Raw genomic sequence first — 21,042 nt, 5'->3', positions numbered from 1 at the left:
CTTTCTTCATCCTGCGGGTACCCCGTGCAACCGGCAAGGTCGAGAAGCCTGACGGGCAAAAGCCATTTGCAGGCGTTAGCACAGCCGTTGGCTGACAAGCAAAGCAGGCGTAAAACTAAACGTGCCGAAAGGCAATAAGTTTAGTTTAGCCCGCAAGCTTAAGTCAGACAGACGAGCCACTCAGCACAAAGCCTTTTTGATTCCTTTTGCGGCTTTGGGCAAAAGGAATACAAGTAATCTTTGATTACGCGTAGTGAAAAATAGAACGTTTATTTTAACTGAAAACTCGAATTATTAGCAGCATAATATACTACTATAAACTAAACAGAGAAAAGGTCCTTGATATAAAAAAATAAATATCTAAGGTTACTTATAACTAAGAGGAATAAAAATTTCTATATTTGCATATTGGGTTTCTATGTCCTCGTGGGTACAGAAGCACTGTAAATAAAAGAAATATTATTTATTCAAATTCTCTACAAAAATGAAAATTGCTATTGTTGGCGTAAGTGGTGCTGTCGGACAAGAATTTTTAAGAGTTCTTGACGAACGCAATTTCCCGTTTGATGAATTAGTCTTGTTTGGTTCGGGTCGTAGTGCCGGAAAAGAATATACCTTCAAGGGTAAACAGTATACGGTGAAAGAACTGAAGCATAACGACGATTTTAAGGGAATAGATATTGCTTTTGTATCGGCAGGAGGAAGTGCTTCTGTTGAATTTGCCTCAACAATCACAAAACACGGCACTGTAATGATCGACAATTCGAGTGCCTTCCGTATGGATAATGATGTTCCATTGGTTGTACCCGAAGTGAATGGTGAGGATGCAAAAGTACGTCCTCGTAATATAATTGCAAACCCTAACTGTACCACAATTCAGCTAGTGGTTGCATTAAAGCCCATTGAGAAATTGTCTCGGATCAAACGAGTACATGTGGCTACCTATCAGGCGGCATCGGGAGCAGGAGCTACCGCTATGGAAGAATTGGTAAATCAGTTTAAGCAAATTGTAAATAAAGAGCCGGTTGTTGTTGAGAAATTTGTAGCTCAATTGGCATATAATGTAATACCTCAGGTCGATATTTTCACTGAGAACGGTTATACAAAAGAAGAGATGAAAATGTATAACGAAACCCGCAAGATTATGCATTCCGATATCGAGGTCAGTGCAACTTGCGTACGTGTTCCTGTTATACGTGCCCATTCAGAAGCTACTTGGGTCGAAACAGAGAACCCTATTTCTATAGACGAAGCACGCAAAGCTTTCAGCGAAGGTGACGGTATTGTTCTTCAGGATAACCCCGATAAAAATGTATATCCTATGCCGCTTCATGTTGCAGGGCAAGATCCGGTATATGTAGGCCGTATCCGTAAAGATCTAACCAATCCGAACGGGCTGTCATTCTGGTCGGTAAGCGATCAGATAAAAAAAGGAGCAGCTTTAAATGCTGTTCAAATTGCAGAATACCTTATCAAGGAAAATGCGTTGTAAGAAAGTCAACTATATATTACTATAATATAATTAAGGGAGTATCTCAACAGGTATTCCCTTTACTTATAAGTCCTGTAAAATATTCACACTGGCATTTATCGATAACAATATCTTGCTTTTTATCTGCCCAATGGAAATAATAAGGTCTGAGACCTGACACTAAAAATAAAGAATAAATAATGCACTAATAATATGAAGAAACTACAATTCTTAAAACCTCTGCTAAACTTTGCATTTATAGCTCTGCTGATTACCACAATCAGCCGTTTTGTGCTATTCATGATGTATAAAGACCGTGTAATATCAGTAGATAACTATTGGGAAATATTTCCTATTGGATTGAGAATTGATTTGATTCTTATATGCTATCTATCATTTATCCCTGCCGTGCTTTTATCCTTTTTACCCGATAAAGTAGCAAAGTATACCAGCCGGTTTCTGACCATTTATTTTATTACATTTCTGTTCCTTATCTTCTTTATGGAGATCGTAAGCCCCGACTTTATAGATCAATATGATACACGTCCCAATAAATTATTCCTCGAATATCTGATATATCCCAAAGAGGTAGCCAATATGTTACTTAAAGGACGTGTCTGGACTGTTATTGTTGTTCTCGCTTTATCGGGAGTAGCCCTTTATTTCGGCTTCAAAAAAGGAGCGAAACTATTTCAGGTTCGCCCGACAGATTATAAGTACAGATTACTTTTGTTCCCTCTGCTAGGTTTCTTTCTATTTTGGGGAGCCAGAGGTAGTCTAACCAGCAAAAGACCGGTAAACCCGAGTAGTGCAATGTTTTCGAATGATCAGCTGACCAATTGTCTGGCATTAAATTCTACATATACACTCTTTTATGCAGCTTATGGGCTGAAAAATGAAGTGGACGCCAGTAAAATGTACGGAAAAATGGACCCAGAAGAAGCTATTCTTCGTGTGAAGAAATATATGAATGTTTCGGAGGATAATTTCACAGATCCCAATTTACCGTTGACGCATATACAGATGCCTGATACCTTAATGAGCAGACCTTATAATCTGGTGATATTTTTACAGGAAAGTCTGGGAGCTGAGTTTGTAGGTTCTTTAGGAGGAATGCCCCTTACTCCCGAGCTGGATAAACTGGCGAAAGAAGGTTTGTTATTTAGTCGGCTTTATAGTACCGGTACTCGAAGTGTACGAGGGATAGAGGCTGTGGCTACCGGATTTTTGCCCTCACCATCAGAAAGTGTAGTCAAATTGAGTGGAGCTCAAACCGATTTTTTCACACTTGGTGCTTTGTTGAAACAAGCCGGATATAATACCAGTTTTATCTATGGAGGTATGGCTAATTTTGATAATATGGCATCATTCTTTAATGGGAATGGTTTTGATAATATTATCGATGAGTCGGTATTTGATAAAGATGGAAACACCTATGCTTTCAAAGGCACATGGGGATATTCGGATGAAGACTTGGTGACAAAAGCAAACGAATATTTCAAGAGCATGGGCGATAAGCCATTCTTTTCATTTATGTTTTCGAGTTCAAATCATGATCCGTTTGAATTTCCCGACGGACGCATAGAACTCTATGAACAACCCAAAAATACGGTTCATAATGCGATCAAATACGCCGATTTCTCGATAGGTAAATTCTTTGAACTGGCAAAAAAAGAAGATTATTTCAAGAATACCATATTCGTTGTAATTGCCGACCATAATACTCGCACCTATGGAAAGAATTTAGTTCCTATCAATAAATTCCGTATTCCGGCTCTGATAGTTGGACCGAATGTTCCACAAGGTGTAAAATATGATAAGTTATCAAGTCAGATAGATATCGCACCTACTTTATTATCCTTTGTCGGAATGAAAGTCGAAACTCCTATGCCGGGACGTAATATACTTCAACTTGCCGATAGTATTCCGGGGCGTGCAATCATGCAATTCCATGATATTAATGCTTTCAGAGTAGAAAATCAAGTGGTTATTATGCAACCCAATAAGCAGCCTCTGCAATTTGAGGTTAAAAATGATACAACTCTTGTTCCTGTTGAATTAGATACAGAACTGGCAAAAGATGCATTAGGGCATGTTATTGCAGCAGACGATCTGTATAAGGAAAAGAAGTACCGATTGAAATAGAAACAAATGAAACATAAAAAAGGAGAATAGTTTGATAGCTATTCTCCTTTTTTCGTATATGAAATTGCCAATATTTATTTCTTTCTCTTTTTATCAACATCTTTTGCCACATTGCTTGGATTTGTAGGAGTAGCTTTCTTTTTTACCCCGCTTCTTTCCAATAATGCATCGATAGTTGGTTCCTGACCTCTGAATTTAACGTATAATTCCATCGGATCTTCAGTATTTCCTTTCTCAAGTACATTCTTTCTGAAAGCTTCCGCTGTTTCTTTATTGAAAATTCCATTCTCTTTGAAAGCCGCAAAAGCATCAGCGTCTAACACTTCCGACCATTTGTAGCTGTAATATCCTGCAGCATAACCTCCCGAGAAAATATGTCCGAATGAGGTCGACATATTAGTTCCGTCAGCAACAGGAAGAAGAGCCGTCTTTAGCATTGCATTCTTTTCGAAATCTTTAACATCACCAGTATACGGATTTTTTAAAGTGTGCCAAGCCATATCCAGATAACCAAACGATAACTGGCGGTAACACATATATCCTGCATTGAAATTAGAAGCATCGATCAGTTTATTTACTAATTCGGCAGGAATAGGTTCTCCTGTTTTGTAATGCACCGCAAATCTATCCAGGTATTCTTTCTCTGTCAACCAGTTCTCCATTACCTGAGAAGGTAACTCAACAAAGTCACGAGCTACGTTAGTACCTGACAGAGTTTCATAAGTACACTCGGTAAGCATACCATGCAAGCCGTGTCCAAACTCGTGTAAGAAAGTCTCTACCTCGTCAAAAGTCAATAGAGCAGGATCTGTTTCGGTAGGACGGGTAAAGTTCATTACCAATGATACATGAGGACGAGAATCTTTACCATCACGTTTATACTGACCTTTGTATTCGGTCATCCACGCACCTTGACGTTTACTTTCACGAGGATGGAAGTCTGTATATAATACAGCAATGTAATTTCCGTTAGCATCAAATACTTCAAAAGCCTCTACTTCGGGATTGTATACCGGTATATCTGTATTCTTTTTGAAAGTAACACCATACAAATCGGTAGCCAAGCCGAAAACACCTTTCTTTACATTTTCCAATTCGAAGTATGGACGTACCATCTCGTCATTCAAATCATACTTTTCGGTTTGTAGCTTTTCAGAATAATAAGCCCAATCCCAAGGTTGAAGGTCTACCTGCTTGCCTTCGAATTTCGAAGCATAATTCTGAACGTCTGCAACATCTTCTTTAGCTCTCTCAGCAAAAGCATCATATAGATTATCCAAAAGATTGAATACACCTTTCTCGTTTTTCGCCATCTTATTTCGCAGCGTGAAAGTCGCATAATCAGGGTATCCAAGAAGTTGAGCTATTTGAAGACGAAGGTTTGCTATTTTTCTAACATTTTCCTGATTATCAAATTCACCACCAGCTACACATTTTGTAGTATATGCAAGATATAGTTTTTCGCGTAGGTCACGGCGATCCGAATATTTCATAAAAGCGATATAGCTTGGTCCCGAAAGATCAAATACCCATCCTTCTTTGCCTTTTTGCTTTGCTTTGGCTTTAGCAGCATCACGCACACTTTGAGGTAATCCGGCTAAATCTGCCTCATCGGTCAGTACCATTTCGTATTTGTTACTTTCCTTTAAAGCATTCTGACCGAAATCTAAAGTTACTTTACTAAGTTCAGTAGATAGTGCTCTGTAGGTTTCTTTGTCCTGAGCCGAAAGGGTAACCCCTTTATTTTCGAATCCCTCATAGATTTTTTCTGTTAAACGTATTTGTTCAGGTGTTAACCCCGAATCATTACGTTTATCATATACAGCCTTAACACGAGCAAAAAGATTCTCATTTAAGCCGATATTGTTACTATGTTCCGATAACTTAGGGGATAATCTTTGCGAAATCTCCATCATTTCGTCATTACTCTCAGAGCTCAGAAGATTGAAGAATACCGAACCTACATTAGACAATAGTTCGCCTGATTTCTCATAAGCCTCAATTGTATTTGCAAATGTTGGAAGATCGGGATTATTAACAATTTGGTCGATCTCAACCTCTTGTTCTTTTATCCCTTTTTCAAATGCAGGCTCATAGTGCTCGTTTTTGATTTTGTCAAAAGGAGTCGTTCCATGAGGTGTCTTATATGTCGAAAAGAAAGGATTTTGAGAATTAATATTAGCTGTCATAATTGCTATAAATAAAATTAAAATAAAGGTTTTTCTCATACATGTATACTATCAAGTTAGTAAATCTTTTGTTAATAATGATTCAATTTGTAAACAAAGTTCTTCTTTTTTCTTCGTAAGTGCAAATTAATGTCTGTATTAACTAAGGCGATACTTGAAAATAAACAATAATAAAGTTACTTTTGCATAACTAGGGATAGTCCCGACTGCCTTGAAGCAGTAGAGGATAATCGGCATTTAGACTATGTTAATGGATTAAATAAATTACAGAAAATAGGTAATGATACGTTTAAAATCATAACTCTCTATTGTTGTTATATTACTAGTTAAATAAACAAGGAGGTCTGAGACCTATTTAGATAGAAACTTCAAATTACTGCACTATAATTATGATTGATTATATAAAAGGAGACATAGCAGAGTTAACACCTGCTTCAGCAACTCTGGATGTTAATGGAATTGGATACTTTATCAGTATCTCTCTGAACACCTATTCGGCATTGGAGAATAAGGCGAATGCAAAATTATTTATTTACGAGTCAATTCGTGAAGATGCACATCAATTATTTGGTTTTATAAACAAGCAAGAAAGAGAATTGTTCATGCATTTGATCAGCGTTTCGGGTATCGGAGCGAGCACTGCCCGTATGATTCTGTCTTCGATGAGTCCAAGTGAACTTGAGGTTGTAATATCATCAGGTAATGCCGATATGTTGAAAACAGTCAAAGGTATTGGGTTGAAAACTGCACAGCGTGTTATAGTTGACCTGAAAGATAAGATAAAAGTATCGGGTAATCACGAGAAAGGCGATATCACCATAAATAGCGAAACTGCTAATGAGGCTATAGCCGCTCTGGTGATGCTTGGTTTTAATCAGGCTCCTTCTCAAAAAGTAGTGTCGAAACTGATGAAAGACAAACCAGACAGTACAATAGAACAAGTAATAAAGGCTGCATTGAAAATACTGTGAGAAATTTCCGGATCAAGGGCTTAAGCTGTATTTAGTTGAAGAAGAATTTTAAATATTTTATTCTCTTATCACTCTTTATTTGTGGTATAAGTTTGTTCTCCGGCACTACCGGACGGATAGACTATATACTGCCGGATATAAATGCAGAAGTAGCTTTACCTCAGGATACAGGAGCTATTTATCCGGTACGGAAAACTCAGATCACAAATTATGAAGACCTTATACAGAAAACACCTGTTGATCTTCGTGATCCGTCGAACGTGAAAACAGAAGTAGAGTTTGACGTAAAACATAATATCTATTTATTCCGTACAAAGATTGACGATGGTGAGTGGGTTACACCTTTTACGCTGAATCCTCAGCAGTATATGGATTACTCACTTAAAGAATCCATGTCACAATATTTTAGGGCAAAAAATTCCGAAGCATTCGATCAAAAAGATAAAAAGGAAGAATTCTCACTGAAAGATATTAAAGTTAACCTCGGATCTTTGGAACGTATTTTTGGTCCCGGAGGAGTTCAGCTTAAAACTCAGGGGTATACCGAAGTTTCGGCAGGTATAAGGCATACAACTACTGAAAATCCGACTTTAGCTCTCAAAAACAGGAGCCGTACGATGTTCGATTTTCAACAGAAAATACAAATGAATGTCAACGCTTCGGTTGGGGATAAAGTCAATTTTGGGCTAAATTATGACACAGAAGCCACCTTCGACTTTGATTCAAAACGCTTGAAGCTAGCCTATGAAGGTGACGAAGATGAAATAATAAAATACCTCGGAGCAGGAAACGTAGCTCTGAATACTACCAATTCGCTTATTAGTGGCGGTGCATCCTTATTCGGTATTCGTGCCGATTTACAGTTCGGAAAATTAAGAGTAAATACGGTAATTTCTCAACAGGAATCAGAAACACAATCAGTTGGATCGAAAGGTGGCGTACAAACCACAAATTATCAGTTTGATGCATCTAAATACGATGAAAATCAGCACTTTTTCTTAACCCGATACTTTAGGGATAAGTTTGATGACGGAATGAGTAAGCTTCCCTTTGTAAATTCACCTATACTGATAACCCGTATAGAACTATGGGTGACTAATAAACGAGGTAATTTTGATAATGCTCGTAACATAGTCGGATTTGTGGATATGGGAGAGCATGGTGATAATATAAAGAATAAGAATAAATGGACTAGCCAAGGTTCGTCTATTTTCCCCAGTAACACGGCAAATAATTTATATAGCGTTGTAAACAGTACATATGCCAAAGCTCGTAATATAAGTGATGTAAATGAGGTTCTGACTAATCAGGCAGGCTTGGTAAGCGGACAGGATTATGAGAAGCTGGAAAGTGCCAGGTTATTGGATGCCAATGAATATACGGTGAATACACAACTCGGGTTCGTATCCCTAAAATCAGCCTTGGCCGATGATGAAGTTTTGGCAGTAGCCTTCGAGTATACTATGAATGGTCAGGCATATAGAGTAGGGGAGTTTGCCAGTGAGATTCCCAATAAAGTACAACAGGGAACCAAGTCGGGAGCTTTGTTTATAAAACTGGTAAAACCCGTAGCACTATCGCCCAATTCTTATGCATGGGATTTGATGATGAAAAACGTCTACCGTCTTGGAGATAGACAGATTCAAAAGGATAAGTTCCGATTGAATATTACCTACTTAAGTGACACAACAGGTACTTACATCAACTATTTACCGGCAGGCGCAATACAGAATAAACTCTTGCTAAGAGTAATGAACTTAGATCGTTTGGATGCACAGGAAAACCCGCATCCGGACGGTATTTTTGACTTTTTACCGGGTTTTACAATTCTTCCCGAAACGGGCAGGATCATATTTCCGGTTGTAGAGCCTTTTGGTTCACATCTCCGTAAGCAAATAGCTAATGATGCTATTGCTGATCAATTTGTTTATCAACAGTTATATGATTCAACACAATTTGTAGCAATACAAATTGCCGATAGAAATAAATTCAGGATAAGCGGTTCTTATCGTGCATCAGCATCTAATTCGGTGATAAATCTTAATGCAATGAATGTTGCACGCGGATCGGTGGTGGTTACTGCCAATGGAATTCCTTTAGTGGAAAATGCCGATTATACGGTCGATTATTCAGCCGGAACGGTTACTATTCTCAATCAAGCACTCATTGATGCCGGAACACCTATTAATGTAACTCTCGAAAATCAAGCCTTGTTCAGTATGCAGAGGAAAACCCTGCTTGGGATGAATCTTAGTTACGAATTTACCAAAGATTTTACAGTCGGTGCTACAGTTATGCATATGTACGAAAGGCCACTGACCATGAAAGTGGGTATCGGTGAAGAAGCGATCAAGAATACAATCTGGGGTTTGAATACTTCCTATCGGGCACAATCGCAATGGTTAACCAATTTGATTGATAAACTTCCATTCCTTACAGCAACAGCACCATCTCAGATAGCTTTGAATGCCGAGTTTGCTCATATGATTGGAGGGCATTACCAGAACCAATATTTACATGGATACTCGTATCTGGATGATTTCGAATCGGCTAAATCGACTGTTTCTTTGAATAATCCTTATGCATGGAAACTATCTTCTACACCCTCGATGTTTCCGGAGTCAAAACTGAATGATAATATTGAGTATGGCAATAACAGAGCTCATTTGTCGTGGTATACAATTGATAACCTGTTTACTCGTAAAAATTCATCATTGAGACCCGATTATATTAATGCCGATAGTTTATCTAACCATTTTGTGAGGGAGATTCAGCAATCAGAAATTTATCCAAATCGGGATATTTTGGCAAATGAACCACCGCTTATTTCGACTCTTAACTTAACTTACTACCCTCAGGAAAGAGGTATGTATAACCTCGATGCTACAAATATCACTCCCGAAGGTACATTGCTAAACCCGGACAAAAGATGGGGAGGGATTACCCGCAAGATAGATAACAGAGATTTTGAAAGTACCAATATTGAGTATATCCAATTTTGGCTGATGGATCCTTTTGTGTATAATGATCAAGCGAAGTATAAAAATGATGGAGGAGATTTATATTTTAATCTGGGAGATATCTCGGAAGACATATTAAAAGACGGTCGGAAGTTTTATGAAAACGGGCTTCCTTTAGATGATGATCCATCAGCTTATACCTATAATGTTTGGGGTAAGGTTCCTACCCGTCAATCTACGGTATATGCCTTTGACCTTTCGGGGGGAGCTGCTTCTATAGCTAAACAAGATGTGGGTTTAAACGGTTTGAGTAGAACCGAAGAAGCTCAATTCGAAACATACGCAAAATATCTGGCAACTTTTAGGTCTAAGATTTCGGGAGCAACAGAGGCTGCCATGTTGCAAGACCCTTTTTCGCCGTTAAATGACTTATCAGGCGATAAGTACCACCATTATCGTGGGGCAGATTATGATAGAGAGAGACTGGGTATTATTGCAAGGTATAAATACTTTAATGGAACCGAAGGAAACTCTGCAGAGGGAGATTCGGGTGCAAACGGTTTTTCGATGGCAGCTACCATTCATCCGGATGTAGAAGATTTGGATCAGGATAATACCATGAACGAGAACGAACGGTATTACCAATACAAGGTACATTTACAGCCGGACCAAATGGAGGTGGGAAGAAATTTCATTTCAGATAAGCGTACTGTTGAAGTGGAGTTACGTAACGGTCAGAAAGGAAATATAACATGGTATCAGTTTCAGGTACCTATCCGTACGCCTCAAAAAGAAGTAGTAGGAAATATTAAAGATTTTACTTCAATACGTTTTATGCGTATGTTTCTTACCGGCTTCAAACAAACTACGTATTTGAGGTTCGGTACACTCGATTTAGTGAGAGGTGATTGGCGAGTATACACACAAACCCTTCAGGATGGTATAAATCAAGGATTGGGATCACTAAATATATTCGCTGTAAATATTGAAGAAAACAGTACAAAAACTCCTGTTAATTATGTTCTTCCTCCGGGAGTTACACGTATTTTAGATCCTAGTCAACCTCAGGTAAGACAAGAGAATGAGCAAGCACTTGCTTTGCAGGTTTTAAAACTGGAGCCGGAAGATGCCAGAGCTGTATTTAAGCCGACCAGTTATGATCTTCGTCGCTACAAACGCTTGCAAATGTTTACTCATGCAGAGGAACTTATCGATGGTCCCCCAATTGCCGATGGTGAGATGACCGTTTTTCTGAGATTAGGATCCGATTATAGAAGTAATTATTACGAATACGAAATACCTTTATCTATAACTCCTGCCGGGAATTATAATACGAATAACCCCACCGACCAACGGATCGTATGGCCAACTAATAACATGTTTGATTTTCCTTTGGAGATTTTAAAGAATCTGAAACTTAAAAGAAATAAGGAGAAGAGACAGGTTGGGTCGAAAGTTTCGTATACAGAGCGATATTCGGATTACGATCCGGAGAAGGTTGCCAATAAGATAACTGTTATCGGTAATCCAAGTCTTTCGGAAGTAAACGTAATAATGATCGGTATACGTAATAATTCGCGTACGGTAAAATCAGGCGAGGTGTGGGTGAATGAACTGCGATTGACAGACTATGACGATGAGAATGGATGGGCGGCACAAGGCAATCTGAACATTGCATTGTCGGATGTTGGAACAATTTCTTTTTCGGGAAGAAAAGAAACCTCCGGATTTGGTTCAATCGATCAAAACCTGATGGAACGGCGTTTAGATGATTTTTATTCGTATGATATTGCTACAACTGTAGATTTAGGAAGGTTCTTACCCGAGAAAGCAAAAGTGAATCTGCCCCTTTATTATTCTTATTCTAATCAAACTACTACACCTAAATATGATCCGTTGGATCAGGATGTAACTTTGAAAGAATCGTTGAGCATTGTAGAAACAAGAGCCGAAAAAGATTCAATAAAAAGTTTAGCTCAAGACCGAACTACGACAAAGAATTTGAGCTTAACCAATATGAAAGTAAATATTCAGAGTAAGACTCCAATGCCTTATGACCCTGCAAACTTTACTTTCGGCTACGCATATAGTCAGACCGAAGTGAAGAATCCGACTACAGTTTACGATCAGACGAAGAATTACAAAGCAAGCTTAAACTATTCATATTCACCTTCGATGAAGACTTGGGCTCCATTTAAGAGCATGCAAAGCAAAGCACCATTGGCTAAATATCCGAAGTCTCTGGGAATAAATTATTTGCCGAGCAATATATCTTTCAATTCGTATATGACACGTTTTTATACAGAAACATTGGTAAGAGATTTAGATGGATATATTTTAGGAGGAGGCAGTACTAATGAAAACTTATTTTTGACTTGGAGCCAGAACTTTTATTGGGATCGAGACTTTAGTATTAATTGGGATCTATTAAGAAACTTAAAAATAAGTATTCAAACAGGTACCCGAGCCGAAATAGAAGAGCCTTTTTTGCAGGTGAATAAAAAATTGAATAGAGATGATTATGAGCTTTGGCGAGATGATGTTTTGCGAAGCATACGTAATCTGGGAGACCCGCTGGCATACAGACAGACTGCCAGGGTAACATATGCATTGCCTCTAAATAATATACCGTTTTTAGACTGGATCAGCTCATCGGCCAATTACGACAGTGGCTACACTTGGGATCGGGGAGCGGTTATAGATACTACTGTAGAGGTAGGAAATACCATAACTAATAATCTGACCTTGACATTCAATAATAGGTTAGACCTTACATCACTATACAATAGATCTCCCTTCTTGAAGAAAGTAAATGATAAATTCGATATTAACCGTCGTCGTCAGAATGCCCAAAGAGAGAGACGCCCTTCCGAGAACCGAAAGAAACGTTTCGAGCAGGAGGTTCGATTAAATACCGATTCTGCAACCATCGTGAAGCATGGGATGAATACGAAGAATATTCAGCTTGTAGCTAGACAAGGTACTAAGTTGTTTAAAGTTAAATACAAGCGTGTTGACGAAAATACCATACGTATCACAACGAAGGATACGGCACAAATAAAAATCAATATTGTCGAAAAAGGAGATCAGGAAGAGACCACTTTATATAAAATAGCCCAGTATACAGCTCGAGGATTAATGTCAGTAAGATCAGTCTCATTTAATTACTCTACTCGTGAAGAAACAGCCATCGGAGGCTTCCGACCGGGCATTGGAGATGTCTTTGGACAAAAACAAACCGAATATGGAATGACCCCCGGTGTTGGGTTTGCTTTTGGGTTCGACGGTGGTGAACAGTATATCGATAAATCGCTTCGTAATGACTGGCTGGTGTTGAATGAAATGAGCATAAGTCCTGCGGTATATAATTCAATTAGTAAATTCGATTTCGAAGCCCAGATAGAACCTATACGCGGATTGAAAGTCAGGCTGACTGCTTTGCATGAAAAAAATGACCGGACCACATTCCAGTACGATACTCAGGCTAATGTCACAAAAATATTTGGAGGTAGCTTTACGATGAGTACAATTGCCATTGGATCGAGTTTCGAAAGTAGTAATATTGGAAATAACTATAAATCAGCATCATTTAGTAAGTTCTTAAAAAACAGGGATATTATAGCAAAACGATTGACGGATAAATATTCGGGTATTTATTATCCTAATGTTGGTTTTATCGCTGAGGCAGGATTAGGTAATAAGTTATTTGATCCAGCCAATGGAGTTGTGAATCCAAATTCACCGGATGTTCTGATTCCTGCATTTCTTTCAGCCTATACAAGTGGAGGTAGTGCCAATAATATTGCTTTGACTGCATTCCCGAAATTATTGTCGATGTTGCCTAACTGGCGAGTAAATTACGATGGATTGACAACCTTACCTTGGTTTAAAGATAAGTTCAAGAATTTTATTCTATCACATGCCTATACAGCTCAATACAGTGTCGGATCATATTCGTCGTTCCTAACTTGGATTGAAGCCGGTGATAATATAGGATTCATAAAGAGTCTGGATGATGTAGCTATGCCTCTTCCAACCTCGGCATACGACATATCTTCTGTTAACCTTATCGAACAGTTCAATCCACTACTGGGAGCGGAAGGTACTATGACTAATAACCTGACTTTGAAAGCACGATATAATTATTCCAGAATGTTGAACCTCAGCATAACATCATTCCAAATTGTAGAGACACTCCAAAAGGATTTTGTTTTGGGTGCAGGGTATCGTATTAACGAATTTAATAAATTGATAGGACTGCCGATTAAAAACGACAGAGGATTTAATAATGATTTAAATGTGACCGCCGATATCTCCAGAAGAACAAATCATGCTTTGATACGCCGGATAGACGAAGGATTTACTGATGCTACAAGCGGTAGTACGATATTGACACTCAAACTATCGGCCGAATACACATTAAGCAGAGCCTTATTACTACGGGCTTTCTACGATCGTGTTGTAAATTCACCACTAATATCATCAAGTTCCTACCCAACATCCAATACTAATTTCGGAATAAGTCTTCGATTTACTCTTACAGAGTAGTAGATGAATCGTCTGTGTTCTATATTAATAGACTTTGATGGGGTTTTATAGATGAATTCTATTTATTTTCTTTATTTTTGTCTAAGATTTTTAATAAAATAAAAAAAAAGAGATCTTCGATTTTTAAGTCTAAATGTTAAACAAAAATAGATTATCTTTGTTTTAAGATATCATAGGTACTTGATAATTGCTCGGTTATAATGTATATGGAAAATAAAAGAAAATGAAAAAATCAACGATATGGTTACTCGCAGGGGTGATGGCTTTCACCTTTTTCGGTCTACTGTACTTGCAGATTAGTTATTTCCGTATCTCCCTTAAAATGAGGAATGATCAGTTTGAAGAGGCAGTAAGCAGAAGCCTTTACCAAGTATCTAAAAATTTAGAACTGGATCAGACTAAAAAATATCTGGATCAGGAAATTATTGATTTTCAGAATAAAAATGGGTATAAAGATCCATTAGGAGGAGAAAAAACCGTAACACATACTCAGCAAATACAAATTACTGACCCTACGGGTGCTCCGATCATGAATATGGAGTATAATATTTCTCAAACGACCAGTATAAAATCGCCAAAGAGCAACAATGCTTCGCGTGGAGGAGCAAATGCTTTAGCACAGGCATCGTTTAATATACAAGAATTATTTAAGCAACGTTACGATTATCAAAGGCAGTTATTAGATAATGTGATCTATAAATTAATTCAAACATCAAGTACAGTTCCTCTGGATGAAAAATTAAATTATAAAACATTAAACGATAATATAAAAGACGAACTCCGATACAATGGTATCGATTTACCATTTCGGTTCGAAATTGTAGATAAAAATGATAAACCTGTATATAAACAGGAGAATTATGGAGAGCCTGATAAGAATGCATTATATACTCAGGTATTATATCCTAATGATCCTATTGATAAGTTAAACTACCTGAGGGTATCTTTTCCTACAAAGAAAGATTATCTTTTTAGTGATGAGATTTCGTTTATAGTACCGGCTTTTGTATTTACATTAATTCTTTTAGTGACATTTATAATATCAATCTATTTAATATTCAGACAAAAGCGTTTGTCGGAAATGAAGAGCGACTTTATGAATAACATGACTCACGAGTTGAAGACTCCTGTATCGACAATTTCTTTGGCTGCCCAGATGCTAAAAGATCCGGGAATAATGAAGTCACCGGAAATATTTAAACACATATCAAGTGTTATAAATGATGAAACTAAACGTCTGAGTTTTCAGGTAGAAAAGGTTTTGCAGATGTCTCTTTTCGAGAAGCAAAAGGCAACGCTGAAATTCAAAGAGTTAGATGCAAATGATGTAATCGTAAATGTAGCGAACACTTTTCAGCTTAAGGTTGAAAAATTCGGAGGAAAAATTGATATTGATCTCGAAGCAAATGATACATTAATAAGTGCAGATGAAATGCACTTTACAAATGTTTTATTTAATTTGTTAGATAATGCACTTAAATATAGACGCGAAGATGTGACCTTAGAATTGATGATAAGGACATGGAATCAAAACAATAAGATATATATAAGTGTTGAAGATAATGGAATAGGTATAAAAAAAGAAGATGCTAAAAAGATTTTTGAACGCTTCTTTAGGGTGTCTACCGGAAACCTACACGATGTAAAAGGTTTTGGATTAGGTCTGGCTTATGTTAAGAAAATAGTTGAAGATCATAAAGGAACTATTAAAGTAGAAAGTGAATTGGGACAAGGAACCAAATTTATTATAAGTTTATTCAATATAAAGTAGAGATATTATGGAAGAGAAGTTGAAATTATTTTTATGTGAAGATGACGAAAACCTAGGAATGTTACTCAGAGAGTACCTCCAAGCTAAAGGATTCGACACAGATTTATATCCGGACGGAGAAGCCGGGTATAAGGGTTTTGTTAAAGAAAAATACGATTTATGTGTTTTAGACGTAATGATGCCCAAGAAAGACGGAATAACATTGGTAAAAGAAATTAGAGCAATTAATCCGGATATTCCAATTATATTTTTAACAGCTAAAAATATGAAGGATGATATCTTGGATGGCTTTAAGGCCGGAGCTGATGACTATATTACCAAACCTTTTAGTATGGAAGAATTGGTGCTTCGTATCGAAGCTATATTCAGAAGAGTAAAAGGCAAAAAAGGTAAAGATCGTCAAGTATATCAATTTGGTAAAATGGTTTTTGATACTCAAAAACAAATCCTAACCATTAGTGGAGAGAGTACCAAATTGACAACAAAGGAATCGGAACTTTTAGGATTACTTTGTGCTCATGCTAATGATATTTTGGAACGTAACCATGCTTTAAAACAAATATGGGTAGATGATAACTACTTTAATGCCAGAAGTATGGATGTTTATATTACTAAGCTTAGAAAGCTGTTAAAAGCTGATCCTGAAATTGAAATTATCAATATTCACGGAAAAGGTTACAAGCTGATAGCTCCGGTAAACGAAGACGCTGATGATAGCGAAGCTTAAATAAAAACGTTACTACTATAAAGAAGAAAGTCAACTTTAATTTAAAGGTGGCTTTCTTTTTTATGAGGTCTGCCTACTAATTTTAGAGAACCTATCTTATGATATTATCTAAGTCTAATAACCTATCTACAGTAGTCAGGTTTACAATAATCTTGCTGATGTTTATACTCTCTGCACCGAGTTGTAACTATGGGCATAAGAGCAAAGATATCAATCAATTAAAAGTATACCGTAAAAACATGAAAATCCCATTAAAAGGAAAAAAGATTCTTTTATATGGCGACAGTATTTCTTCATCGGAATACCCGTGGTATAAATCGGCACTTGAAGAATTAACAGGAGCCGAAGTATATGCGGGAGGCTTTCCCGGATACACAACAAGTCAGTTAGCCAGAGATGCACAATTGCAGCTGATTTTTGACTATAAGCCTGATATTATAATCTGTTTAGTAGGAGGAAATGATGCCGGAGTAAAGGGTGAAGTAGGTACTTTTGGGGCAACAGATGAAATTCCGGTCAAAGAAACCGACATTACAAAAGATTATTCAGGTTATACTTTTATACAGGCAGTAGCACATATAATAGAAAAAATCGATAAGCATTATAACATGGATGACAGTACTCATATGTTAAGTGCTGAGGATATTTCTCCCGAAAGACCATTTCTGGTATTTTGTACCACTTTACCTCAAAAACGAAGTAACAGATTCAATAAATTTTCAAGATCAGACAATTGGCTCCGAAAAAGAGATGCAGTTGTTGAATGTTGCAATAAATATAAGGTTCATTGCATAGACTTCTATAACTTATGTGACTGGGACTTTTCAAAAGAGCCATATTGGGTTCCGCCAACAGATGTACACACAAATAGAGGCGTTTTTACGATGGATGGCGTACACCCCAATCAAAAAGGATATGAGGATATGGCCCGTATCATTTATAACGAGTTGGCTTTATAATTAACCGATAATCTCGAATCGGGCAAATTTTAAGAGTAATTGTTTTACCCCAGCATTTTCGAACTCGACAGTCGCTTTTCGACTCGCGGCATCACCCTCAATAGCACTAACTGTACCTATACCGAATCGTTCGTGCTTGATTACCGCACCCACTTGTATACCATAAATATCCTTTGTTAGAGGCGTTTTAGGCTCGGCGGTTCGTGCATTTACAAAGTTGGGCTTAGAGTATTTATTTTCTCGTGATGGTATCTGGGGGCTTTCGAAAATCGAATCCTCTCTTAGTTGTACCTGCCTAATTTCCTCTTTCTCTTCTCTGTTTTTACGTACATTATCCCAGAAGCTGCCTTGTGTTTGTTGAGAGAATCCACCCATACTGCCTTCCAATACACCTGCATTGGCATTGAGGTACTCCGGATTTATATCTTTAAGGAACCGACTTGGATTGCAGGAGTTGGTCTGCCCGTTACGAAAACGACTCTTTGCATAGGTAAGCATACAAAACTGTTCGGCTCTGGTTATGGCTACATAAAATAAGCGACGTTCCTCTTCCAAGCCTTTGGGTTCGGATTTAGTCATAGAGGACGGGAAAAGATCTTCTTCCAATCCAACAACAAACACATTCTTAAACTCAAGTCCTTTCGAGGCATGAATAGTCATCATAGTTACTTTCTCATGATCCCCTTCCTTATCGGTATCCTGATCACTCAATAGCGAAACTTCGGATAAGAAATCAATCAATCCGATATTTTGCTCGCCTTCCTCCACTCTCGATTCACAAAATTCATGTATACCACCTAAAAGCTCCTGTAAGTTCTCCTGACGGCTCATTCCTTCAGGTGTTTGGTCTTGATAAGCTTCTCTGGCGATACCACTTTCCTTGACTATTTTAGTAGCTAATTCGTATGCTGAAGCTACAGGCAATTCCTTTATAAAGCCATCAATTAGAATTTGGAAATCTTTAAGCTTTTTAGCTGTTCCTGCATTTACATTCAGATTATGACCTAACGGATCACTTATCGTTTCCCATAAACTGAGATTGTGAAGCTGGGCTGTATCTACAATCTTACCCACTGTCGTATTTCCTATTCCCCGGGTCGGATAATTGATGATACGTTTAAATGCTTCCTCATCTTTCGGATTGACTACCATACGAAAATAGGCAATAACATCTTTTATTTCTTTTCGTTGGTAGAACGAAAGTCCGCCATATATACGATACGGTATATTCTTCTTACGAAGCGACTCTTCGAATACACGCGACTGTGCATTGGTTCTGTAAAGAATTACAAAATCACTGTAAGATGAATCTCTATGTCGTCGGAGGTCTTGTATTTTATTGGCAACGATTACTCCTTCTTCGAAGTCCGAGAATGCACTGGCTACTTCGAGTTTTTCGCCTACCTGATTTTCTGAAAAAACATTTTTTTGTATCTGCCCCTTATTTTGTTTGATAAGGCTATTGGCTGCATTTACAATATTCTGAGTAGAACGATAATTCTGTTCAAGTTTAAATATACGAGCTTCGGGATAATTACTCTTATAATTAAGAATATTATCGATATTAGCTCCACGAAACGAGTAGATACTTTGTGCATCGTCTCCTACCACACATACACGATGATGTGCATCAGCCAATTGTTTAACTACAAGGTATTGAGCAAAGTTAGTATCCTGATACTCATCTACTAGAATAAACTGGAAACGATCCTGGTAGTTCTTTAAGACCTCAGGGTGGTCTCTGAATAATCTATTGGTATAATATAGCAAATCATCAAAGTCCATGGTGTTAGACGCCTGCAAACGGGCATTGTACGATCTGTAGATATCCTTAACCATCGGAACTTTAGCTTTCATATCATATTCCTGCATCTCTTTACTTTGGGCATAGGCAATAGGCGATACTAAAGCATTCTTTGCATTGGAAATCATCGATTGTATACGGGCGGGCTTGTACACTTTATCATCCAACTGATATTCTTTGATAATGGTCTTTATCAGGTTACGTGAATCGGCTGAATCGAAGATGGTAAAATTAGACGTGAATCCAATCTTTTCGGCTTCGGTTCTGAGAATTCTTGAAAATATCGAGTGGAATGTACCCATCCATAAACGGCGTGCTACACTTTCGCCCATTAATTGTCCTACACGTGCTTTCATTTCACGTGCCGCTTTGTTGGTAAAAGTGAGCGATAATATATTGTGCGGGGGAAGCCCCAGATGTAGTAAATAGGCAATTTTGTAAGTAAGTACACGTGTCTTACCCGATCCGGCTCCGGCTATAACGAGTGAGGGACCGTCATTATATTCAACAGCTTCACGTTGTGATCCGTTGAGTTCTTGTAGTAGATTATCCATATCCATATATAAGACAAAGATACATAATGCAACAAACCCACTGAAACAAATTGAGTAAATTTATTTCGATAGGTTTGTTGAACTACTTATAAAGCCGACACTCGCAATCTATATTGCAAATATCGGCTTTACTTAAAAAAGGGCGTTTTATATTTTAAAAAGAAGATATACTTCCCGATCCTCTAACTGTTTTGTTGAGTTTTATGGGATTTCCTTTAAATCGAATATCTCCGCTACCACTTATTTTTGCAGTGAGTTCTTCAGTTGCATATACTCTGGCTCCTCCCGAACCCTGTATTGAACAGATTGTGTTTTTTGTTACCAGATTACCGGCATCTATATCGCCACTTCCACTTATCGAAATATTGCTGTTGGTTGCCTTGCCTTTCAATTCAGCATCACCCGAACCTGCTATAGAAATAGAGAAATCGTTGCATTGAAGGTTCTCGGCAGTTAGGTCTCCCGAACCTGCTATGGATATATTTAATGAAGGAGATTTAAGCTCATTTTTGAGTGTCACATCTCCCGATCCGGCTATTCTTACCTTAGTTAGAGAGGCAGAGTTTGTATAAGCCCTGAATTTGCTTGGTTGAATGTTTCTACCGTCTAGTGATACTTGCAAGACACCATTCTTGACTTGAGCTTTTACGTATTGTTGAAGATTATCATCTATTTCAATACGCAAATACGGTTTCTGATTGGACTTCTGTTCATAAATGATATCACAAGATCCGGCAACGGATATTTCAGAATATGAAGTTACAGACTTTTCAACAGAAGTTATTTTTTTATTCCCTTTAGTGGAAGAGTTGGAACTTGCCTTACAGGATGTGATTGCGACTAGTACACATAGGACAGCTAAGATTTTTTTCATAATTGCAATTTAAGTAAAGTGAATATCTTGTATGGGAGAATAGCAATTCTCCCCGTCTTTTTATGTAAG

At 37.7% G+C, this 21,042-nt stretch carries 10 protein-coding genes; 7 read left to right on the top strand and 3 right to left on the bottom strand.

Translation table 11 applies throughout. The features are described from left to right. The first annotated feature begins 484 nt into the window (after positions 1-484). Positions 485-1,492, top strand: a complete 1,008-nt coding sequence (locus tag G7050_RS03350; RefSeq protein ID WP_166111197.1) for an aspartate-semialdehyde dehydrogenase — start codon at positions 485-487, stop codon at positions 1,490-1,492. Between the two features lie 192 nt (positions 1,493-1,684). Continuing rightward, the gene (locus tag G7050_RS03345; protein WP_166111194.1) at positions 1,685-3,616 is read left to right on the top strand and encodes an LTA synthase family protein; all 1,932 of its coding nucleotides are present in this window, start codon (positions 1,685-1,687) and stop codon (positions 3,614-3,616) included. 74 nt (positions 3,617-3,690) lie between these two features. On the opposite strand, the gene G7050_RS03340 is transcribed toward G7050_RS03345, so the two are convergent. Beyond that, positions 3,691-5,805 carry a M3 family metallopeptidase gene (locus G7050_RS03340; protein WP_166111191.1) on the bottom strand — a complete coding sequence of 705 codons (2,115 nt, stop codon included), beginning with the start codon at positions 5,803-5,805 and terminating at the stop codon, positions 3,691-3,693. A 389-nt stretch (positions 5,806-6,194) separates the two neighbouring features. On the opposite strand from G7050_RS03340, the gene ruvA reads away from it, so the two are divergent. The 5 genes from ruvA to G7050_RS03315 all read left to right on the top strand — a co-directional run bounded on the left by ruvA (position 6,195) and on the right by G7050_RS03315 (position 17,741). Next, on the top strand, positions 6,195-6,776 hold the full coding sequence (ruvA, locus tag G7050_RS03335) for a Holliday junction branch migration protein RuvA (RefSeq protein WP_166111188.1): 582 nt from the start codon (positions 6,195-6,197) through the stop codon (positions 6,774-6,776). Between the two features lie 35 nt (positions 6,777-6,811). Then, positions 6,812-14,284 carry a cell surface protein SprA gene (sprA, locus tag G7050_RS03330; protein WP_166111185.1) on the top strand — a complete coding sequence of 2,491 codons (7,473 nt, stop codon included), beginning with the start codon at positions 6,812-6,814 and terminating at the stop codon, positions 14,282-14,284. A gap of 223 nt (positions 14,285-14,507) precedes the next feature. Further along, entirely contained in the window at positions 14,508-16,055 is a 1,548-nt protein-coding gene (locus G7050_RS03325) for a sensor histidine kinase KdpD (RefSeq protein ID WP_166111182.1), read from the top strand. Between the two features lie 7 nt (positions 16,056-16,062). Next, positions 16,063-16,782 carry a response regulator transcription factor gene (locus G7050_RS03320; protein WP_166111177.1) on the top strand — a complete coding sequence of 240 codons (720 nt, stop codon included), beginning with the start codon at positions 16,063-16,065 and terminating at the stop codon, positions 16,780-16,782. A gap of 239 nt (positions 16,783-17,021) precedes the next feature. Beyond that, the gene (locus tag G7050_RS03315) at positions 17,022-17,741 is read left to right on the top strand and encodes an SGNH/GDSL hydrolase family protein (protein WP_166111174.1); all 720 of its coding nucleotides are present in this window, start codon (positions 17,022-17,024) and stop codon (positions 17,739-17,741) included. On the opposite strand, the gene G7050_RS03310 is transcribed toward G7050_RS03315, so the two are convergent. After that, positions 17,742-20,099 carry an ATP-dependent helicase gene (locus tag G7050_RS03310; RefSeq protein ID WP_166111171.1) on the bottom strand — a complete coding sequence of 786 codons (2,358 nt, stop codon included), beginning with the start codon at positions 20,097-20,099 and terminating at the stop codon, positions 17,742-17,744. It abuts the gene before it with no gap. A gap of 154 nt (positions 20,100-20,253) precedes the next feature. Beyond that, positions 20,254-20,973 carry a head GIN domain-containing protein gene (locus G7050_RS03305; protein ID WP_166111168.1) on the bottom strand — a complete coding sequence of 240 codons (720 nt, stop codon included), beginning with the start codon at positions 20,971-20,973 and terminating at the stop codon, positions 20,254-20,256. Positions 20,974-21,042: the final 69 nt, after the last annotated feature.

Origin of the sequence: Dysgonomonas sp. HDW5A (genome assembly GCF_011299555.1) — a bacterium.
Classification (GTDB): Bacteria; Bacteroidota; Bacteroidia; order Bacteroidales; family Dysgonomonadaceae; genus Dysgonomonas_A.
This window is presented reverse-complemented; position numbering and strand designations above follow the sequence as displayed.